Origin of the sequence: Kineococcus sp. TRM81007 (assembly GCF_022669155.1) — a bacterium.
GTDB lineage: Bacteria > Actinomycetota > Actinomycetes > Actinomycetales > Kineococcaceae > Kineococcus.
This window is the reverse complement of sequence record NZ_JALBVB010000051.1, coordinates 1-18474: the sequence shown is the minus strand read 5'-3', so window position 1 is coordinate 18474 and position 18474 is coordinate 1. Positions and strand designations below refer to the sequence as shown.

The following is an 18474-nucleotide window of genomic DNA, read 5'->3' as shown; positions in this document are numbered from 1 at the left end:
ACGTTCCCACGCGGGCGCGCCGACCGCCGCGGCGACTACCTTGCCCCGTGTGCGCCACGACGCGGACGGGCACCTGAACGGCGGGGTCCTCGCCGACCTCGCCCCCGTCATGCTCTGGTCCACCGACGCCACCGGCGCGTGCACCTCCGTGAACCGGCGCGTCCTGGAGTTCTTCGGCTGCACCGAGCAGGACGTGCTCGGCGGCCGGTGGCGCTCGGTCCTGCACCCCGACGACGCCGGCGGCTACCTGCGCGAGTTCGAGGCCGCCACCGCCGAGGGGCGCGGCTTCCGCGCCCGCACCCGGGTGCTCCGCGCCGACGGCGAGCACCGGTGGATCGAGACGACCGCAGCCCCGCTGCGCACCGCCGACGGGCGCTTCGCCGGCCTGGCCGGCAGCAACCCCGACGTCACCGACGACCGCCGCCGCGTCGAGGCCGCCGCGTTCGCCGCCGAGCTCGGTGACGTGCTCGCCCGTGCCGACGACCCCGCCCAGGTCACCGCGGACGCCGGCCGGCACCTGGCCGCGCACCTGGCGCTGGCGCACCTGGTCCTCACCGTCACCGACGGCGGGGACGGCGGGGACGGCGGGGACGGCGGGGACGGCGGGGAGGGGCCCGAGGTCGTCTGGCGGCACGCCGGCGGCGGCCCGGCGGGGGAGGAGCGCGTCGCCGGCGTCGACGGCGGCGGGCGGCGGCTGTTCACCGTCGCCGCCGCCAAGCGGCCGGGCGCCGAGTGGCACGAGGAGGACGCCCGGCTCCTGCGCGAGGCCGCCCCGCGCCTCTACCTGCACCTGGTCCGCGCCCGCGAGGCGCAGGCGGTGCGCCGCGGCTACGACGAGGCCCGCGCGGTCGTGGCCCGCCTGCAGGCCGCGCTGCTGCCCGCCGCCCTGCCCGTGCTGCCGTGCGTGGACGTGGCCGCCCGGTACGCGGTGGCCGGGGCCGGGCAGGCCGCCGGCGGCGACTGGTTCGACGCCGTGGTCCTCGACGGCGGCCGCGTCGCGCTCGTCGTCGGCGACGTCGTCGGGCACGGCGTGCTCGCCAGCGCCGCCATGAGCCAGCTGCGGGCCGTCCTCGCCCAGCGCCTCGGCGCCGGAGCGGACCTGCCGGAGGCGCTCGCCGACCTCGACGCCGTCGCCCGCCGGCTGCCCGGGGCGGCGGCCGCCACCCTGTGCGCCGCGGTGCTCGACCCGGCCGGTGGCGAGCTGCGGTACGTCACCGCCGGGCACCCCGCCCCGGTCCTCGTGCGCGCCGACGGCACCGCCGGGCACCTGGAGCAGGCCGGTGGCGGCCCGCTCGCCGTCCCCGGTGAGCGGGCCGTGCGCACCGTGCGCACCGCGCGCCTGGCCCCGGGCGAGCACGTCCTGCTCTACACCGACGGGCTGGTGGAACGACCCGGCCGCTCCCGCGCCGCCGAGCGCGAACTGGTCGCGGACGCCGCCGGGCACGCGCTGCGCACCGCGCTCACCCGCGGGCCCGACGCGGCAGGCTCACCCGCCGACGCGGTGTGCCGGGCCCTCATCGCCCGGCTCGCCGGGCCCGGGGCCCGCGACGACGTCACCGTCCTCGTGGCCGCCCGGCGCACCCCGCCGGGACCGCTGGCGGTGGACCTGCCCGCGGAACCGCGCTCGCTGGCCGTGCTGCGCGCGCGGCTGCGGGCGTGGGCCGCGCCGCTGCACCTGCACCCCGCGGAGGCGCGCACCGTGGACCTGCTGGCGGGGGAGGCCGCGGCCAACGCCGTCGAGCACGCCCACGACGGGCGCGACGGGCGCCGCCGGGTGCGCGTCACCGCCGGGGTGGACGCCGCCGGGGTGCTGGGGCTGACCGTCGCCGACGACGGGCGCTGGCGGGAGCCCCAGGAGGAACCCGGCGACCGCGGCCGCGGCCTGGCCCTGCTGGGGGCGCTGGGCCGCCTGCGCGTGGAGCCCTCGGCCACCGGCACGGTCGTGTCCGTGGAGCGCACGCTGCAGCGCCCCGTGGAGGTGGACGTGCCCGGCCCCGCCGACACCGCCGGGACCGGCGCCGGGGCCGTGGAGGAACCGCCGTTCTCCGTGGAGCCGGCCGGCGGCCCCGCGCTGCGGGTGCGGGGCGCGGTGGACCTGGCCAGCGCCCCGGACCTCCTCGACGAGCTGCGCCGCGCCGTCCGGGGCGGTGCGGTCCGCCTCACCGTCGACCTGTCCGGCGTCACCCACCTCGCCAGCGCGGGGGTGCAGGCCCTGGCCGAGGCGGCGCGCGGCGCGGGGGGCTGGGACCGCCTGGACCTGCTGGCGCCGGCGGACGGCGCCGCGGCCGCGGTGCTGGACCTCGTGGAGGTGCCCCACCGCACGAGCTGAGCGGGCGGGCCGGGTCAGCGCCGCCCGCGCACCGCCGCCCGCTCGCGCAGGTCCACGCCCCCGGACGCACCCTCGGGCGCGTCCCCGGGCGCCCCTGGCGCCGCGCCCCCCGGCGCCAGCGCCGAGGTCAGGTCGGCGTGCAGGCTCAGCCGGCGCAGACCGGGGAAGTCCAGGACGTCGGTGCGCGCCCCGACCACCACCCGCAGCGGCGTGCCGGCGCGCTCGCAGCGGCGGTGGGCGCCCGTGAGCACCGAGACGCCCACCGACCCCAGGTAGCCGACGCCGGACAGGTCCACCACCACCGGCCGCGGGGCCCGGGCGTGCTCGACGGCGTCCACGACGGCCGCGGAGAACGCCGCCGCCGACGCCAGGTCGACGTCACCGCCGATCCGCACCACCGGCGTCCCCCCGGCGCTCGTGCGCGAGGCCACCACCCCCGGCTGCGGCCCACCGGCCTCCTCCGCCCCGGCGGGCGCGTCCCCGGCGGGCTCGGTGTCGCCGGCCTCGCGCGCGAAGGTCGTCTGCAGCACGTCGTCGAGGCGACCGCGCACGGTCGCCGGCAGGTCCGCGCCGGCCCGGCACAGCGCCGTGACGCGCTCGGCGAGGGCGGCCAGCTTCACGTTGCGGTGCTGAGAGCTCCACCGCAGCAGCTCGAACGCCTCGTCGGCGCCGATCCCGTACACGAGCATCAGCGCGCCCTTGGCCTGGTCGATCACCTGCCGCGACTCCAGCGCCGTGCGCAGGTGCACCGCGGTCACCTCGCTGACGTCCCGCAGCAGGGGGCCGGTCACGTCGGCGACCTGGCCGGCGAGGGCCCGCACCGGCCCGCCCGGCTCGACCGGCCCGCCCGTCACCGTCGCCCAGCGCCTGCCGCCCCGGCCGTCGTCGAAGGACACCAGCACGCCGAACGGGACGCCCTCGCGCGCGGCTGCGCCGACCTCGTCGCGCAGCCGCAGCGCGTCCCGCGGCTCGACGTGCTCGCACAGACGCGCGGTGGTGGTGACGTCCTCCTCCGGCGGCAGGTGCAGGACCTCGCGCGCGGCGGGGCAGAAGCGCCACAGGTCCCCGGCCACGTCGAGGGTGAAACCCCCCGCGGCCCCGTGGGTCGGCTGCTCGTGCGGCTGCGCCATGCGACCTCCAGCGTCCACCGGCCCCTCGGGGCCGTTCCCGCGCGGGTCCTGCTGGTTCGATCCCCGCCCGCGACCGGTCGTCCGCCCGGCCGGGCGCCCCCATGCTCGCACGCGGGCCGCCGGCGCGGCGAGGCCGAGCGCGCCGGCGGCGACGCCGGTCGCCGCGGGTGGTGTGATCCGCGTCATCCCCGCCGACGGGTCTCCCGCGGCGGGGGAGCACTAGGGTGCTGAACGCCCGGTGCCGGCCGACGCGGGCCCTGCGCGGGGCGCTCGTCGGCAGCGACACGACGAACTTCCGACGACGAAGACGAGGAAGAACTGGTGGACCTCTTCGAGTACCAGGCGCGCGACCTGTTCGCGGCGCACGGCGTACCCGTCCTGGACGGCAAGGTCGCGACGACGCCGGAGGAGGCGCAGGCCGCGGCCGAGAGCATGGGCGGCGGCACCGTGGTCGTCAAGGCGCAGGTGAAGACCGGTGGCCGCGGCAAGGCCGGCGGCGTCAAGCTGGCCCACTCCCCGGCCGAGGCCGCCGAGCGCGCCCGCGAGATCCTCGGCATGGACATCAAGGGCCACACCGTGCACCAGGTGATGATCGCCCAGGGCGCGAAGATCGCCGAGGAGTTCTACTTCTCCGTCCTGCTCGACCGCTCCAACCGCACCTACCTGGCGATGGCCAGCGTCGAGGGCGGCGTGGAGATCGAGCAGCTGGCCGTGGAGCGCCCCGAGGCGCTGGCCCGCGTGCCCGTGGACGCCCGCACCGGCATCGACGCCGCCAAGGCCGCCGAGATCGTGGAGAAGGCCGGCTTCGCGCCCGAGCTGCGCGAGGCCGTCGCCGACGTCGTGCAGAAGCTGTGGGGCGTGTTCACCGCCGAGGACGCCACCCTCGTCGAGGTCAACCCGCTGGTGCGCACCGAGGACGGGCAGGTCATCGCCCTGGACGGCAAGGTCACGCTCGACGAGAACGCCGACTTCCGCCACCCCGCCCACGCCGAGCTCGTCGACGCCGCCGCGGCCGACCCGCTGGAGGCCAAGGCGAAGGAGATGAACCTCAACTACGTCAAGCTCGACGGCGAGGTCGGGATCATCGGCAACGGCGCCGGGCTCGTCATGAGCACCCTGGACGTCGTCGCCTACGCCGGTGAGGGGTTCGGCGGGGTCAAGCCCGCGAACTTCCTCGACATCGGCGGCGGCGCCTCCGCGCAGGTCATGGCCAACGGCCTGGACGTCATCCTGGGCGACGCGCAGGTCAAGAGCGTGTTCGTCAACGTCTTCGGCGGCATCACCGCGTGCGACGAGGTCGCCAAGGGCATCGTGTCCGCGCTCGGCATCCTCGGCGACGAGGCCACCAAGCCGCTGGTCGTGCGCCTGGACGGCAACAACGTCGAGGAGGGCCGGCGCATCCTCGCCGAGGCGGACCACCCGCTGGTGACCGTCGTCGACACCATGGACGGCGCGGCCGCCAAGGCCGCCGAACTCGCGAGCACCGGAAAGGCCTGATCCGTGGCGATCTTCCTGAACTCCGACAGCAAGGTCCTCGTGCAGGGGATGACCGGCTCCGAGGGGCGCAAGCACACCCAGCGGATGCTCGCCTCCGGCACGAACGTCGTCGGCGGCGTCAACCCCAGCAAGGCCGGCCAGAGCGTCGACTTCACCGGCGCGGACGGCTCGCCCGTGCAGGTGCCCGTCTTCGGCACCGTCGCCGAGGCCCGCGAGGCCACCGGCGCCGACGTCAGCGTGATCTTCGTCCCGGCGAAGTTCACCAAGGCCGCCGCGGTGGAGGCCATCGAGGCCGAGACCCCCCTCGTGGTCGTCATCACCGAGGGCGTGCCGGTGCACGACAGCGCCGAGTTCTACGCGCTGGCCGCCGCCGGCGGCAAGACGCGCCTCATCGGCCCGAACTGCCCCGGCCTCATCAGCCCCGGCAAGTCGAACGTCGGCATCATCCCCGCCGACATCACCCCGCCCGGCCGCATCGGCCTCGTCTCCAAGTCCGGCACGCTGACGTACCAGATGATGTACGAGCTGCGCGACATCGGCTTCTCGTCCGCCGTGGGCATCGGCGGCGACCCCGTCATCGGCACCACGCACATCGACGCGCTCCAGGCGTTCCAGGACGACCCGGAGACCGACGTCATCGTGATGATCGGCGAGATCGGCGGCGACGCCGAGGAGCGCGCGGCCAAGTTCATCGAGGCCAACGTCACCAAGCCCGTCGTCGGCTACGTCGCCGGGTTCACCGCGCCCGAGGGCAAGACGATGGGCCACGCCGGCGCCATCGTGTCCGGCTCCGCCGGCACCGCGCAGGCCAAGCAGGAGGCCCTCGAGGCCGCCGGCGTCAAGGTCGGCAAGACGCCCAGCGAGACCGCGAAGCTGGCCCGGGAGATCTTCCAGAACCTGGGGAAGTGACCCCCGCGGCGCCCCGCGCCGCCTGATCGAGGGCCCCCGCCGGTCACCACCGGCGGGGGCCCTCGCGCGCACCGGGCGCGTCGTGGGCCGGTCGGCCGCCCGCCGGGGGAGCATGGGGACGATGTCCACGCTCGTCGACCGCCCCGCCGGTACCCCGCCGCCCCCCACCAGCCCCGCCGACCTGCTGCCGCTGCTCACCGCGGCCGTGCGCGCCGTGCTGACCCTGCTCCTGCCGGTCGCCGTGCTCACGCTCGTGGCGTGGCTCGGCGCGGTGCGCTCCACCTCCTCCCTGGCGGCCGTGGTGCGCGTCGGCGCCGACGTGTGGCTGCTCGGGCACGGCGCCCCCGTGGCCGTCGTCGGCGGCGCCCTCTCCGTCGCCCCGCTGGGCGTGACGCTGCTCGCCGTCGCCTCGGCGGCGCGGGCGGTGCGGATGTGGGTGCGCGACCAGGCCGACGCCGAGCGCGACGTGCCGTTCTGGCCCGGCGCGGCCGTGTTCGCCGGCGGCTACGGCGTCCTCGCGCTGCTGCTCGCCCTGGTCACCCGCAGCGGCGTGGCCGCCGCCGGCCCCCTGCACGCCCTCCTCGGCGGCCTCGCCGTCGGGGCGGTCGGCTTCGCCGTCGGGGCGCGCGCCCACCGGCCGGCCCTGCCGGCGCGGGTGCCGGCCGTCGTGGCCGCTGCGCTGCGCCCGGCGCTGGCGTGCACGGCGGCGCTGCTGGCCCTGGGCTCGCTGGTGGTGGCCGTCGCGCTCGTGCACGGCCGCGCCGACGTGCTGCTGCTGCACCGCTCGCTGGAACCCGGCTGGCTGGGCGGCACGCTGCTGACCCTGGCGCAGCTGCTGCTGCTGCCCACCCTGGCGGTGTGGGCGCTCGCCTGGGTCGCCGGCCCGGGCTTCGCCGTCGGCACCGCCACCTCCGTCGCGCCCGGCGGCACGACCCTGGAGACGCTGCCCGCGGTGCCCGTGCTCGGCGCCCTGCCCCCGCCGGGGGCCACCCCGGCCGCGACGTGGCTCGTGGTGGTGCTGCCGGTGCTCGCCGGGGCGGCCGCCGCGCTGCTGCTGCGGCGCCCGCGCACCGGCGCCGGGCCGGGGCGCCGCCTCGCCGTGGCCGGCGCGACCGGCGCGCTGACCGGCCTCGCCGTCGCGGTGCTCGCCGCCCTGGCGTCCGGGGCGCTGGGCCGTGACCGGATGAGCGAACTCGGCCCGGACCCGCTGCTGACGGGCCTGGCCGTGGCCGGGGAGGTCGCCGCCGGCGGCGCGCTCGCGGTGCTGCTGCAGCGCGCCTGGACCGCGCGGCGCGGCACCCGCGTCCCCGCGGACCTGCCCGCCGGTCTCGCCGCCCCCGCCGGCGGGTTCCTGAACCCCGCCGCCCAGCGGGGCGGCAGCGGCTCGCGGCGGCGCTCCGGCGAGAGCCCCCGCGAGGGCGCCGCCGGGGAGCCCACCGGGAACCCGGGCGGGAGCCCCGGCGACGAGCCCGGCACCGGGCGCCGGGGCCGCCGGAAGCGCTCCGAGCGCCGCTCCCGCCCCTGACCCCTCCCCGCCCCACCGGCCCGCGCGCGGGCCCCACCCACCGGTCCGCGCGCGGGCGGGCGTCCGGCCCGCACCGCCGCGACGGCTATCGTCTGCGCACGTGCCAGCGCGCGTCGTCGTCCTCGCCTCCGGATCCGGGTCCACCCTCCAGGCGCTCCTCGACGCCCGCGGGGACGCCTTCACCGTCGTCGCCGTCGGCTCCGACAAGCCCGGCGCCGCCGCGCTGGAGCGCGCCCGCACCGCCGGGGCCGCGACGTTCACCGTCCCGCCCGCCGAGCACCCCGACCGCGCCGCCTGGGACGAGGCGCTGGCCGCCGCCGTCGCCGCCCACGCACCGGACCTCGTGGTGCTCGCCGGGTTCATGCGCATCGTCGGCGCCCCGCTGCTGGACGCCTTCGGCGGCCGCCTCGTCAACACCCACCCCGCGCTGCTGCCGTCGTTCCCCGGCGCCCACGGCGTGCGCGACGCCCTCGCCCACGGCGTCAAGGTGACCGGCTGCACCGTGCACCTCGTCGACGCCGGCGTGGACACCGGCCCGATCCTCGACCAGGCCGCCGTGCGCGTCCTCGACGACGACGACGAGACGAGCCTGCACGAGCGCATCAAGGACGCCGAGCGGGCCCTGCTCGTCGACGTCGTCGCCCGGCTCGCCCGCGGCGAGCTGCCCACCACCCGCCCGAGCTGACCCGCCCCACCCCGAGAGGACGACCCGAGCCGATGGCCGAGAACCCGACCGCCGAGCGCCGCAGCGTGAAGCGCGCCCTCGTCAGCGTCTACGACAAGACGGGCCTGGAGGAGCTCGCCACCGGCCTGCACGCCGCCGGCGTGGCGATCGTCTCCACCGGCTCCACCGCCTCGCGCATCGCCGCCGCCGGCGTGCCGGTGACGCCCGTGGAGGAGCTGACCGGCTTCCCCGAGTGCCTGGACGGGCGGGTCAAGACGCTGCACCCGCGCGTGCACGCCGGGATCCTCGCCGACCGCCGCCTGCCCGAGCACGTGCGCCAGCTCGCCGACCTCGGGGTGGAACCGTTCGACCTCGTCGTGGTGAACCTCTACCCGTTCCGCCAGACCGTCGCCTCCGGCGCCGGGTTCGACGACGTCGTCGAGCAGATCGACATCGGCGGCCCCTCGATGGTGCGGGCCGCCGCGAAGAACCACCCCAGCGTCGCCGTCGTCACCGACCCCGCCCGCTACGGCGCGGTGCTCGAGGCCGTGAGCGCCGGCGGGTTCACGCTCACCCAGCGCCGCCGCCTGGCCGCGGAGGCGTTCGCCCACACCGCCTCCTACGACACCGCGGTCGCCGGCTGGTTCGCGCAGCAGACCCTGGACGAGGGCGACGAGGGCGACGAGGGCTGGCCCGCCGTCACCGGCACCGCGCTGGAGCGCACCTCGGTGCTGCGCTACGGCGAGAACCCGCACCAGCGCGCCGCCGTCTACGCCGACCCCGCCGCCCGCCCCGGCATCGCCCAGGCCGTCCAGCTGCACGGCAAGGCCATGTCCTACAACAACTACGTCGACGCCGACGCCGCCCTGCGCGCCGCGTTCGACTTCACCGCCCCGGCCGTGGCCGTCATCAAGCACGCCAACCCGTGCGGCATCGCCACCGGCACCGACGTGGCCGACGCCCACGCCAAGGCCCACGCGTGCGACCCGGTGTCCGCCTACGGCGGCGTCATCGCCGCCAACCGCGTCGTCACCGCCGCGATGGCGTCGCAGGTCGCCGACGTGTTCACCGAGGTCGTCGTCGCGCCCGGTTTCGAGCCGGAGGCCCTGGAGGTGCTGCAACGCAAGAAGAACGTGCGCCTGCTGCAGCTGCCCGAGGGGTACGCGCGCGCCGACGCCGAGGCCCGCCCCGTCTCCGGCGGTGTCCTCGTGCAGGACCTCGACCGCATCGACGCCGACGGCGACTCCCCGGCGGGCTGGGCGCTGGCCGCCGGCGAGGCCGCCGACGAGGCGACCCTGGCGGACCTGGAGTTCGCCTGGCGCGCGGTGCGCTCCGTGCGCTCCAACGCGATCCTGCTCGCGAAGGACGGCGCCTCCGTCGGCGTCGGCATGGGCCAGGTCAACCGGGTGGACTCGTGCCGGCTGGCCGTCGAGCGCGCCGGCGCGGAGCGCACCCGCGGCGCGGTGGCCGCCTCCGACGCGTTCTTCCCCTTCGCCGACGGCGCGCGGATCCTCCTCGACGCCGGGGTGCGCGCGATCGTGCAGCCGGGCGGTTCCATCCGCGACGAGGAGGTCGTCGCCGCCGCCCGCGAGGCCGGCGTGACGATGTACTTCACCGGCGCGCGCCACTTCGCGCACTGACGTCCACCCCGCCGCGGGTCCCGGTCGGTAGCGTGCGCCCCGTGCCGACCGGGACCCCAGGACACCCGCCCGCCCCCGGTGGTGCGGTGCTCGGCGCCCTCGTGGCCGGGGCGGGGCTGGCGCTGCTCCTCACCGTCGTCGCCGGGCCCGTCGCCGGTGGCCTGCTGCTCGGCGCCGACCTGGCGGTGGCCGCGGTCCTGCGGCTGGTGCTGCCCGTGCGGGTCGCCGGTGCGCTCGCGGTGCGCTCGCGGGCGGTGGACACCACCGTGCTGCTCGTGCTGGCGGCCGCGTGCACCGCGCTCACCTGGACGTTGCCGACCACTTGAGCGCGCCGCGCCCGCCGCAGTGCGAGGCGCCGTCTGGTAGAGCTGTCGGGCGTGCCCGCTCACCCGCCCCGGACCGCTGCGGCCCGGACCGACCAGGCCCCCGCCGACCCCGTCCGCGCAGCGCGCCGGCAGGCGCTGTCCGTGGGGGTGGCGACCGCCCTGTACGGCGTCAGCCTGGGGGCGCTGGCGGTCGCGAACGGCCTCAGCGTCCTGCAGGCGTGCGCCACGTCCCTGCTGATCTTCAGCGGGGGTTCGCAGTTCGCCCTCGTCGGCGTCCTCGGCGGCGGCGGCAGCGTGGCCGCCGCGGTGGCCGCCTCCTCGCTGCTGGGGGTGCGCAACGCCCTCTACGGGCTGCAGGTCGGCCCGTTCCTGCGGGTGCGCGGCGCGCGCCGGCTGCTCGCGGCACACCTGACCATCGACGAGTCCACCGCCGTCGGTGCGGCCCAGCCCACGGACACCGCCCGCCGCACCGGGTTCTGGGTGACCGGGGTGACGGTCTTCACCGGCTGGAACCTCGCCACCCTCGCGGGGGCGCTGCTCGGCGACGCGCTGGGCGACCCGCGCCGGTGGGGCCTGGACGCGGCCGCCGCGGCGGCGTTCCTGGCGCTGCTGTGGCCGCGGCTGCGCCAGCGGCAGGCGGCGGCCGTCGCGGTGGTGGCCGCCCTGGTGGCGCTGCTGCTCGTGCCGGTGGTGCCGGTGGGGCTGCCGGTCGTCGCCGCCGCCCTGGTGGCGGTCGTCGCCGGGTTACGCGGGGAGCGGTCCGGGGCTCCGGCCGGCGGGCGGGCCGACGAGCGGGCCGGCGAGGGGACGGGGGAGGGCGCGTGAGCACCTGGGTGGCGGTCCTGGTCGCCGGGGCGATCGCCTACGCGCTCAAGCTCGCCGGGCACCTCGTGCCGGCCCGCCTGCTGGAGCACCCCCGCGCCCGCCGCGCCGGCGCCCTGCTGCCGGCGGCCCTGCTGGCGGCGCTCGTCGTGGTGCAGACCGCCAGCGACGGCGACCGCCTCGCGGTGGACGCGCGGCTGGTGGGCCTGGGGGTCGCCGCGGTGGCGCTGGCGCTGCGGGCGCCCTTCCTCGTGGTGATCGTCGCCGCCGCCGCGTCGGCCGCGGGCGTGCGGGCCCTCACCGGCTGGGGGTGACGCGCGCGCGGTCGCAGGCCGGGCACGCCGGGGGCCTGGCGCGTACGGTGCTCCGGTGACCGCCCCCACCACCTGCGCCACCGCCGGGAGCACCGAGCTCGTCGTCCTGCTCAGCGAGGACGGCGTCCCGTGCGGCACCGCCCCCAAGGCGAGCGTGCACCACTCCGCCACGCCCCTGCACCTGGCGTTCTCCTGCTGGGTCGTGGACGGCGCCGGGCGCACCCTGCTGACCCGCCGCGCCGAGGTCAAGCGCACGTGGCCGGGGGTGTGGACGAACTCCTTCTGCGGCCACCCCGGCCCGGGGGAGGAGCCCGCCGACGCCGTGCACCGCCGCGCCGCCGACGAGCTGGGCACCTCGGTGGCGGGCGTGGAACCGGTGCTGCCGCGGTTCCGCTACCGCGCCGAGATGGCCGACGGCACGGTGGAGAACGAGGTGTGCCCGGTGTTCACCGCGCACCTGGCCGCCGACCTGGCGCCCGACCCCGCCGAGGTGGGGGACTGGCGCTGGGTCGACCTGGACGAGCTGCGCGCCGAGGTGCAGCGGGACCCGTCCCCGTTCAGCCCGTGGATGCTGCTGCAGCTCGCCCAGCTCCCCACCGCCCTGGGGTGACCCTCCTCCCCCCGACCCCCGGGCGGGAGCCCTCGCTTCCGTCCGGGGCCGGGGCCGGGGCCGGGGCCGGGGCCGGGGAGTCAGGGAGCGGGCAGCGGCAGCGGTGGGTTGAACGGCGTGACGACCTGCACCGACGACGGCCACGAGTGCGGGGCGCCGGGCAGCTCCCCGCGCGCCTGCAGCAGCGCGTGGCAGGCCCGGCGCAGGTCACCGGGCAGGTCGTGGTGCAGCACCACGTCCATCTCCCCGGTGCGCAGCAGGTGCTCGTGCTCGGGGTGCAGGTCGTGCCCGACGAACAACCGGCACGTGCGCCCCGCCGCCGCGAACGCCGCCCGCACGCCCGCCGAGCTGCCCGAGGCGTACATCGAGTAGACGGAGTCCACGCCCGGGTCCTCGCGCAGCGCCGCGCGCACCAGCTCCGCCAGCGGTGCCCCGCCGGTGGCCTCGCGCACGGCGGCCCGCGGGGAGTGCTCGGCCAGGGTGCGGCGGAACCCCTCGAACCGGGCGTCCTCCCCCTCGAACGTGGAGCGGCCCCGGGCCACCAGCACCGTGCCCCCGCCCGGTCCGCCCCAGCGGCCCACCAGGTAGGCCGCGGTCGCGCCGGCCGCCCGGTTGTCGATGCCCACGTAGGCGACGCGCGCGCTGCCCGGCAGGTCGGTGACCAGGGTGACCACCGGCACCCCGCGCTCGCGCAGGCGGTCCACCGCCGCGACCACGTCCGGGTGCTCCGGGGCCTTGAGCACCACGCCGTGCGAGCCGCGCCGCGTCGCGCGCAGCAGGCGCTGCGCGACCTGCACGGCGGGCGCCTCGTCGGAGAAGTCGAACCGGCAGCGCAGCACCGCCGGGCGCAGCACCGGCAGGGTGCGCTCCAGCGCCTCCCGCACCGCGGAGGTGAAGCGCTCCGGGGCGTCCACGACGACGTCCACGACGAAGGTGCGCCCCGTCAGACGCAGCTGGGTGCGCTGCCGCTCGAGGTCCGCGATCGCCCGGTGCACCTCGTCGACGGTGGTGGCGCGCACCCCCGGGCGGCCGTTGAGGACGCGGTCGACGGTGGTCTCCGACACCCCCGCCTGCCAGGCGATGTCGCGGACGCGGAAGGTGCGGGGCACGGCGCGAGGATGGTGGGGAAATGACGGATCGGCAAGGCCCGCGGCACCGGCGCGCGCCGTAGCGTCGCAGTCGTGGCCCTCACCGGCGAGAGGTCACCGGCCGCACCGGCCGTCGAGCCGAGGAGGTTCCCCGTGACCGCACCAACGACCCGCCGTCCCACCACCTGGCTGACCCGCGAGTACTGCGACCTGGACGAGTTCCGCCGCCTCGTCGAGGTCGGTACCGACCCGGACGAGGTCCCCCTGGCCGACCGCGTCGAGCACGGCGTGCCCGTCTACGGCGAGCGGTTGCGCGCCCACCTCGCCGGCGGCGGCGAGAGCGTCCGCCGCGAGGCGCAGGACGAGATCGCCCGCGTCCTCGCCGACGGCGCCGGCATCGCGGTGTTCGCGGGCGCGTTCGAGGACGCCGTGATCGACCGCGCCACCGCCGCCTACCAGCGGATGATCGACGAGCAGCACGCCTCCGGCGTCACCGGCGGCGACCACTTCGCCAAGCCCGGCGCGAACGACCGCGTGTGGGGTGCGCTGGAGAAGCTCGCCCGCCGGGACCCGGAGGTGTTCTGCGACTACTTCGCCACCGACGTCGTCGACCTCGTCTCCACGGCCTGGCTGGGCCCGCAGTACCAGGTCATCTCCGACCTCAACGTCGTCAACCCCGGCGGGACCGCGCAGACCCCGCACCGCGACTACCACCTGGGGTTCATGCCCCTTCAGACTGCTGAGCGGTTCCCCGCGCACGTGCACCGCCTCTCGCCGGTGATGACGCTGCAGGGCGCGGTGGCGCACGTGGACATGCCCGTGGAGTCCGGGCCGACGATGTACCTGCCGCACTCGCAGAAGTACGAACCCGGTTACCTCGCCGTGGTGCTGCCGGAGTTCCGCGCGTACTTCGACGAGCACTACGTGCAGCTGCCGCTGCGCAAGGGCGACGCGGTGTTCTTCAACCCGGCCCTGTTCCACTGCGCCGGTTCCAACGTGTCCGCGGACGTCAAGCGCATGGCGAACCTGCTGCAGGTCTCCTCCGCGTTCGGCCGCTCCCTGGAGGTCGTGGACCGCCTCGCGGTGTGCGAGGCGCTGTACCCGCAGCTGCGCGCCCGCCGCGCCGCGGGACTCCCCGACGTCGTGCTGGACAACGTGATCGCCGCCTCCGCCGAGGGGTACCCGTTCCCCACCGACCTGGACCTGGACCAGCCCGTCGGGCGGATCAACCCGCCCTCGCAGGCAGAGGTGCTGCGGGACTGCCTGCGCGAGGACGCCGACACCGCCGACGCCGTCGCGCGGCTGCGCGAGCACGCCGCCCGCCGCCGCGAGGCGCGCGCGTGACGCAGCACGTCCTGCGGGTGGGCGTGGCCGGTGCCGGGGTCATGGGCGCCGACCACGCCCGCACGCTGCACCGCTTCGTCAGCGGCGCCGTCGTCACGGCCGTCGCCGACCCCGACACCGCGCGCGCCGCCGCCGCGGCCGCCGACGCCGGGGGAGCACGCGTGCTCGCCGACCCGCTGGAGCTGGTCGGCGCCGCGGACGTGGACGCCGTCGTCATCGCCTCGCCCGACGCCACCCACCCCGCCCTGGCCGCCGCGGCGCTGGCCGCGGGGAAACCGGTGCTGTGCGAGAAACCCCTCGCGCCCACGCTGGACGGCGCCCTGGAGGTGGCCGCCGCCGCGGCGGCGCCGGGTGCACCGCTGTTCGCGGTCGGGTTCATGCGCCGCTTCGACCCCGGGTACGTCGCGCTGGCGCGGGCCCTGCGTACCGGGGAGCTGGGCCGGCCCGTGCTCGTGCACCACGTCAGCCGCGGCGTCGCCCCCGGGCCGGGCGCCACGTCGGAGTCCTCGGTGACGGGCTCGGCGATCCACGACCTCGACGTCGTGCCGTGGCTGCTGGGCAGCGAGGCCGCGGAGGTGTCCTGGCACGCGCCCGCCGCCGCGACGGCGGGGGAGCCGGCGCTCGTGGACCCGCAGGTGCTGCTGCTGCGCACCGCCGACGGCGCCCTGACCACCGTCGAGGTGTTCCTCGCCGCCCGCTACGGCTACGACGTGCGCTGCGAGGTCGTCGGTTCCGAGGGCGCCGCCACCCTGCCGGTGCCCGCCCGCTTGCAGGTGGACCGCGACCTGCGGCACGGGCGCGGCCACGACCCCGACTGGCGCCCCAGGTTCGCCGACGCCTACCGCCTGCAGCTGCAGGCGTGGGTGGACGCCGCCCGCGGCGGGCCGGTGGACCCCGCGCTGGCGAGCGCCGCCGACGGCGTGGCCGCCCAGCGGGTCGCCGCCGCCGCGATCGCCTCGATGCGCTCCGGCCGCCCCGAGGCGGTGCAGCGGTGAGCGCCGCGGAGCTGCGCCTGCCCGCCCCGCGCCGCCGCTGGGAGGCCGTGCCGGCGCTGCGGTGGGGCGTGCTGGGCACCGGGTGGATCGCGCAGCGCTTCACCGCCGCGCTGGCCGCTTCCACCGACCAGCGCGTCGTGGCGGTCGGCTCGCGCGGGCGGGCCTCGGCGCAGCGGTTCGCCGGTGCCGCCGGCGTCGAGGTCGCCCACGACTCGTACGAGGCGCTGCTGGCGGACCCGTCCGTGGACGTCGCGTACGTCGCCACCCCGCACCACACGCACCGCGACCTGGCGCTGCTGGCGGTGGAGGCCGGCAAGCACGTCCTGGTGGAGAAGCCCCTCGGCCTGGACGCCGCCCAGGCGCAGGAGGTCGCCGAGGCGGCCGCCACCCGCGGGGTGTTCTGCGCCGAGGCGATGTGGACGCTGTTCCTGCCGCGCCTCGACGTCGTGCGCCAGGTCCTCGAGCGCGGGCTGCTGGGCGACGTGCGCACCGTGCTCGCCGACCACGGCGAGCACTTCGAGCCTGGCCACCGCATCCTCGACCCGGCCCTGGCCGGCGGCACCCTGCTGGACCTCGGCAGCTACCTCACCGCGCTGGCGACGTGGGTGCTGGGACCGGCCGAGGCGGTGCACGCCTCCGGCCAGGACGCTCCTGCCGGCGTCAACGGCCAGGCCTCCGCACTGCTCGCGCACGTCGGCGGGCGGCGGTCGGTGCTGCACACCACGCTGTTCAGCGTCACCCCCTGCACGGCCGTGATCGCCGGGACGGAGGCGACGCTGGTGCTGCCCCGCCGGTTCTTCACCCCCGGCGACGTCGAGCTGCTCGCCGCCGACGGCCGCCTGCTGGACCGCTGGAGCGACCCCGAGCCCGGTGACCACGGGGGGCTGCACCACCAGGCCACGGAGGTCGCCGCGTGCATCGGCGCCGGGCGCACCACCACGCCGCTGCGGCCCGCCGCCGACGTCGAGGCCGGGATGCGCGCCCTCGACGAGGTCGCCGCCCGGCTCGGGGTCTCGTACGCGGCAGCCGGGACGGGCTGAGCGCTCAGGACAGGTCGTGGGCGGCGAGGTAGTCCAGCACCAGCTGCTCGCTGACCCGGCCCCGGTCGGCGACCGGCAGCCCCTGCTCGCGCGCCCACGCCCGCACCAGCTGCGGGTCCGCGCCGGCGCCGCGGGACGGCTTCCCCGGGCGGGCCGGCGCCGTGGCACCGACGGCGAGGTCGCCGGCCGCCGGGGGAGCGGGCAACCGCGTCACCGTGACGTCGTGGCCGTTGCCCGCCAGGCCCGCCGCCCGCTCGGCGACGTCCGCGTGGTGGGTCAGCAGCACCACCTGCACGTCGCGGGCCAGCTCCGCCAGCGCCGCCAGCGCCGCGCCCGTGCGGGGCTCGTCGAACGTCATGAGCACGTCGTCGAGCACCACCGGCAGCGGGCCGCGCCCGGCCCGCACGAGGAGGCGGTGCTCGGCGGCGATCGCTGCCAGCCGCAGCGCCAGGAACACCTGGTCCGCGGTGCCCTCGGACAGCCCGTCCACGCCCTCCAGGACCTCCCCGTCGCCGCGGCGCACCGCCAGGCGGCGGCTGCCGCCGTCGTCGACGGCGCTCAGGCCCGTCCAGCGCCCCGCCGTCAGCACCGACAGCACGCGCCCGGCCTCGGTCAGCAGCGGGTTCTCGCGCGCGGTGGAGAACTCCTCCAGCTGTCGGCGCAGCACCGTGCGCTGCAGGTCCACCTGCACGTACCGCTCGGTGTCGGCGTGCAGCCCCGCCAGCGCCTCCGCGCGGCGCGCCGCCAGCACGTTCGCGTCGGCGCCGCTGGTCAGGCGCTCCAGCTCCGTCTGCGCCCGGCCCACCGCCTGCTGCGCCTGCGCCGACGCCTCGTGCGCCGCCTCCGCGGCCGCGGCGAGCTGCTCGGCGTCGGTGCGCAGGTCCGCGTCGGTGCGCTCGCCCACCTCCCGCACCAGCGCCTCCGCCGCGGCCGCCGAGCCCGCGTCGGCCGCCAGCACCGCCAGCTCGGCCTCCTCGACGGCGCGCTCACCCAGCAGCTCGCGGCTGCGCGCGGCCCGCTCCGCCAGGGCGGCCGGCTCCTCACCCGGGCCGCGCAGCGCGGCGAGCTCCGCCTCGGCGGCCTCCCGGCGGGCCTCCTGCCCGGCGCGCTCAGCGGCCAGCTCGGCCAGCTGCTGCTCCAGGGCGGCGGCGGTGCCCTCGTCGGCGCGGCTGGTGCGCAGCCGCTCCGCCAGCTCCGCCAGCACCCCGGCCACGGACCCCGGCTCGTCGGCGTCGCACGAGACGCCCAGGCGGGCGGCCACGGCGGCGACCCGGCGGGCGTGCGCGGCGACGTGCTCCTCGCGCGCCGCAGCGCGGGCCAGCGCGGCGGCCGCGGCCTCCGCGCGCTCCGCCGCCACCCGCAGGCTCTGCGCGCGCGCCGCCCAGCCGGCCGGTCCCAGCCCGTCCGGCAGGCCGGCGGCGACGGCGGCGTCGCGGAACGCCCCCGCCGCCCGCGCGGCCCGCTCCGCGCACCGCCCGTGCCGCTGCTCGGCGCCCTCCGCGGCGCGCTGCCGCTCGGCCGCCAGCGCCCGCTCCACCTGAGCCTCGTCCGCGGCGGCCAGCACCGCGCGGGCCGCCTCCAGCGCCGGCTCCAGCCCGGCGTCCGCGGTGCCGCCGCGACCGCACCGCTCCAGGACCGCCCCGAGCTGCGCCAGGTGCGCGTCGGCGTCGGCGCGCAGCTCCTGCGCCCGCGCGTCGGCGGCCGCCGCCGCGGCCCGCTCGGCACCCAGCAGCTCCAGGGCCGCCAGCGCCGACGCGGGCCCCTCCGGCCCGGGCACCCGCACCCCGGCGTCCGTGAACAGCTGCGCGAGAGCGGTGCGCGCCTGCCCGGTGGCGCGGCGGGCGGCCTCCTCCACGGCGGCCGCGGCCCGCTCCGACTCCTCGGCGCGCTCGGCGTCGCGGCGCAGCTGGCGCAACCGGGCGGCCGCCTCGGCGTGCTCCAGCAGGGCGTCCGCGGCGGTGTCGGCGCGCGCGACCGCCGCCAGCAGCTCTGCGGCGGCGGCGGTGTCCAGCGCGCCCCCGTCGCGCAGCGGTGCCAGGACCGCGTCGCGGTCGGCGCGCGCGGCGCGCAGCTCCTCCTCGCCGGCACCCCCGGCGCCGGCGGCGGCCTCCGCGAGCTCGGCCGCGCACCGCGCGCGCTCGGCCGTGCACCGCGCGCGCTCGCCGGCGGCCCGTTCCAGCTCCGCCTCGGCCGCGGCCAGCGCGGCGTGCCGCGCACGGGCGTCGGCCGCGTCCAGCGCGG

General features: G+C 78.3%; 15 protein-coding genes and 1 pseudogene. 13 read left to right on the top strand and 3 right to left on the bottom strand.

Annotated elements, in window-relative coordinates; translation table 11 throughout:
- The first annotated feature begins 49 nt into the window (after nt 1-49).
- The gene (locus MN205_RS09435; protein ID WP_242126601.1) at nt 50-2329 is read left to right on the top strand and encodes a SpoIIE family protein phosphatase; all 2280 of its coding nucleotides are present in this window, start codon (nt 50-52) and stop codon (nt 2327-2329) included.
- Between the two features lie 14 nt (nt 2330-2343).
- On the opposite strand, the gene MN205_RS09430 is transcribed toward MN205_RS09435, so the two are convergent.
- A complete protein-coding gene (locus MN205_RS09430; protein WP_242126599.1) occupies nt 2344-3459 on the bottom strand; it encodes an ANTAR domain-containing protein in 1116 nt (371 codons plus the stop codon).
- 321 nt (nt 3460-3780) lie between these two features.
- Here MN205_RS09430 and sucC point away from each other — a divergent pair, with 321 nt between their 5' ends.
- The 9 genes from sucC to idi all read left to right on the top strand — a co-directional run bounded on the left by sucC (nt 3781) and on the right by idi (nt 11766).
- A complete protein-coding gene (gene sucC / locus MN205_RS09425; RefSeq protein WP_242126597.1) occupies nt 3781-4956 on the top strand; it encodes an ADP-forming succinate--CoA ligase subunit beta in 1176 nt (391 codons plus the stop codon).
- A gap of 3 nt (nt 4957-4959) precedes the next feature.
- Nucleotides 4960-5865 (top strand): succinate--CoA ligase subunit alpha, encoded by a 906-nt coding sequence (gene sucD, locus MN205_RS09420; protein WP_242126595.1) that lies wholly within the window; start codon nt 4960-4962, stop codon nt 5863-5865.
- 121 nt (nt 5866-5986) lie between these two features.
- Nucleotides 5987-7390, top strand: coding sequence for a DUF6350 family protein (locus tag MN205_RS09415; RefSeq protein ID WP_242126593.1), 1404 nt, complete (start codon nt 5987-5989; stop codon nt 7388-7390).
- 100 nt (nt 7391-7490) lie between these two features.
- Nucleotides 7491-8075 carry a phosphoribosylglycinamide formyltransferase gene (purN, locus tag MN205_RS09410; protein WP_242126591.1) on the top strand — a complete coding sequence of 195 codons (585 nt, stop codon included), beginning with the start codon at nt 7491-7493 and terminating at the stop codon, nt 8073-8075.
- Nucleotides 8076-8107: 32 nt separating this feature from the next.
- Nucleotides 8108-9694, top strand: a complete 1587-nt coding sequence (gene purH, locus MN205_RS09405) for a bifunctional phosphoribosylaminoimidazolecarboxamide formyltransferase/IMP cyclohydrolase (RefSeq protein ID WP_242126576.1) — start codon at nt 8108-8110, stop codon at nt 9692-9694.
- A gap of 41 nt (nt 9695-9735) precedes the next feature.
- Nucleotides 9736-10020, top strand: a complete 285-nt coding sequence (locus MN205_RS09400) for a DUF3017 domain-containing protein (RefSeq protein WP_242126574.1) — start codon at nt 9736-9738, stop codon at nt 10018-10020.
- A 51-nt stretch (nt 10021-10071) separates the two neighbouring features.
- Nucleotides 10072-10845 (top strand): AzlC family ABC transporter permease, encoded by a 774-nt coding sequence (locus tag MN205_RS21785; protein ID WP_242126572.1) that lies wholly within the window; start codon nt 10072-10074, stop codon nt 10843-10845.
- A complete protein-coding gene (locus MN205_RS21780; protein WP_242126570.1) occupies nt 10842-11156 on the top strand; it encodes an AzlD domain-containing protein in 315 nt (104 codons plus the stop codon). Before MN205_RS21785 ends, MN205_RS21780 begins: the two co-directional genes overlap by 4 nt.
- Nucleotides 11157-11211: 55 nt before the next feature.
- Entirely contained in the window at nt 11212-11766 is a 555-nt protein-coding gene (idi, locus tag MN205_RS09385; RefSeq protein WP_242126568.1) for an isopentenyl-diphosphate Delta-isomerase, read from the top strand.
- A gap of 80 nt (nt 11767-11846) precedes the next feature.
- Here the strand turns inward: idi and MN205_RS09380 are convergent, their stop codons facing one another.
- The gene (locus tag MN205_RS09380; RefSeq protein ID WP_242126567.1) at nt 11847-12875 is read right to left on the bottom strand and encodes a LacI family DNA-binding transcriptional regulator; all 1029 of its coding nucleotides are present in this window, start codon (nt 12873-12875) and stop codon (nt 11847-11849) included.
- A gap of 132 nt (nt 12876-13007) precedes the next feature.
- Between MN205_RS09380 and MN205_RS09375 the strand changes: the two genes are divergently transcribed.
- The 3 genes from MN205_RS09375 to MN205_RS09365 are packed head-to-tail and all read left to right on the top strand — an operon-like array spanning nt 13008 to nt 16233.
- Nucleotides 13008-14198: a phytanoyl-CoA dioxygenase family protein gene (locus tag MN205_RS09375; RefSeq protein WP_242126565.1), complete on the top strand. Its 1191-nt coding sequence runs from the start codon at nt 13008-13010 to the stop codon at nt 14196-14198.
- Nucleotides 14195-15193, top strand: a complete 999-nt coding sequence (locus tag MN205_RS09370) for a Gfo/Idh/MocA family protein (RefSeq protein WP_242126562.1) — start codon at nt 14195-14197, stop codon at nt 15191-15193. The genes MN205_RS09375 and MN205_RS09370 overlap by 4 nt, the downstream gene beginning before the upstream one ends.
- On the top strand, nt 15190-16233 hold the full coding sequence (locus MN205_RS09365; RefSeq protein WP_242126560.1) for a Gfo/Idh/MocA family protein: 1044 nt from the start codon (nt 15190-15192) through the stop codon (nt 16231-16233). The genes MN205_RS09370 and MN205_RS09365 overlap by 4 nt, the downstream gene beginning before the upstream one ends.
- 4 nt (nt 16234-16237) lie before the next feature.
- Here the strand turns inward: MN205_RS09365 and MN205_RS09360 are convergent.
- A pseudogene (locus tag MN205_RS09360) lies at nt 16238-18474 on the bottom strand (hypothetical protein); the annotation flags it as partial.

Coding starts and splice junctions, on each gene's coding strand:
- MN205_RS09415 (WP_242126593.1), top strand. CDS start 5,987: ATGTCCACGCTCGTCGACCGCCCCGCCGGTACCCCGCCGCCCCCCACC.
- purH (WP_242126576.1), top strand. CDS start 8,108: ATGGCCGAGAACCCGACCGCCGAGCGCCGCAGCGTGAAGCGCGCCCTC.
- MN205_RS09430 (WP_242126599.1), bottom strand. CDS start 3,459: ATGGCGCAGCCGCACGAGCAGCCGACCCACGGGGCCGCGGGGGGTTTC.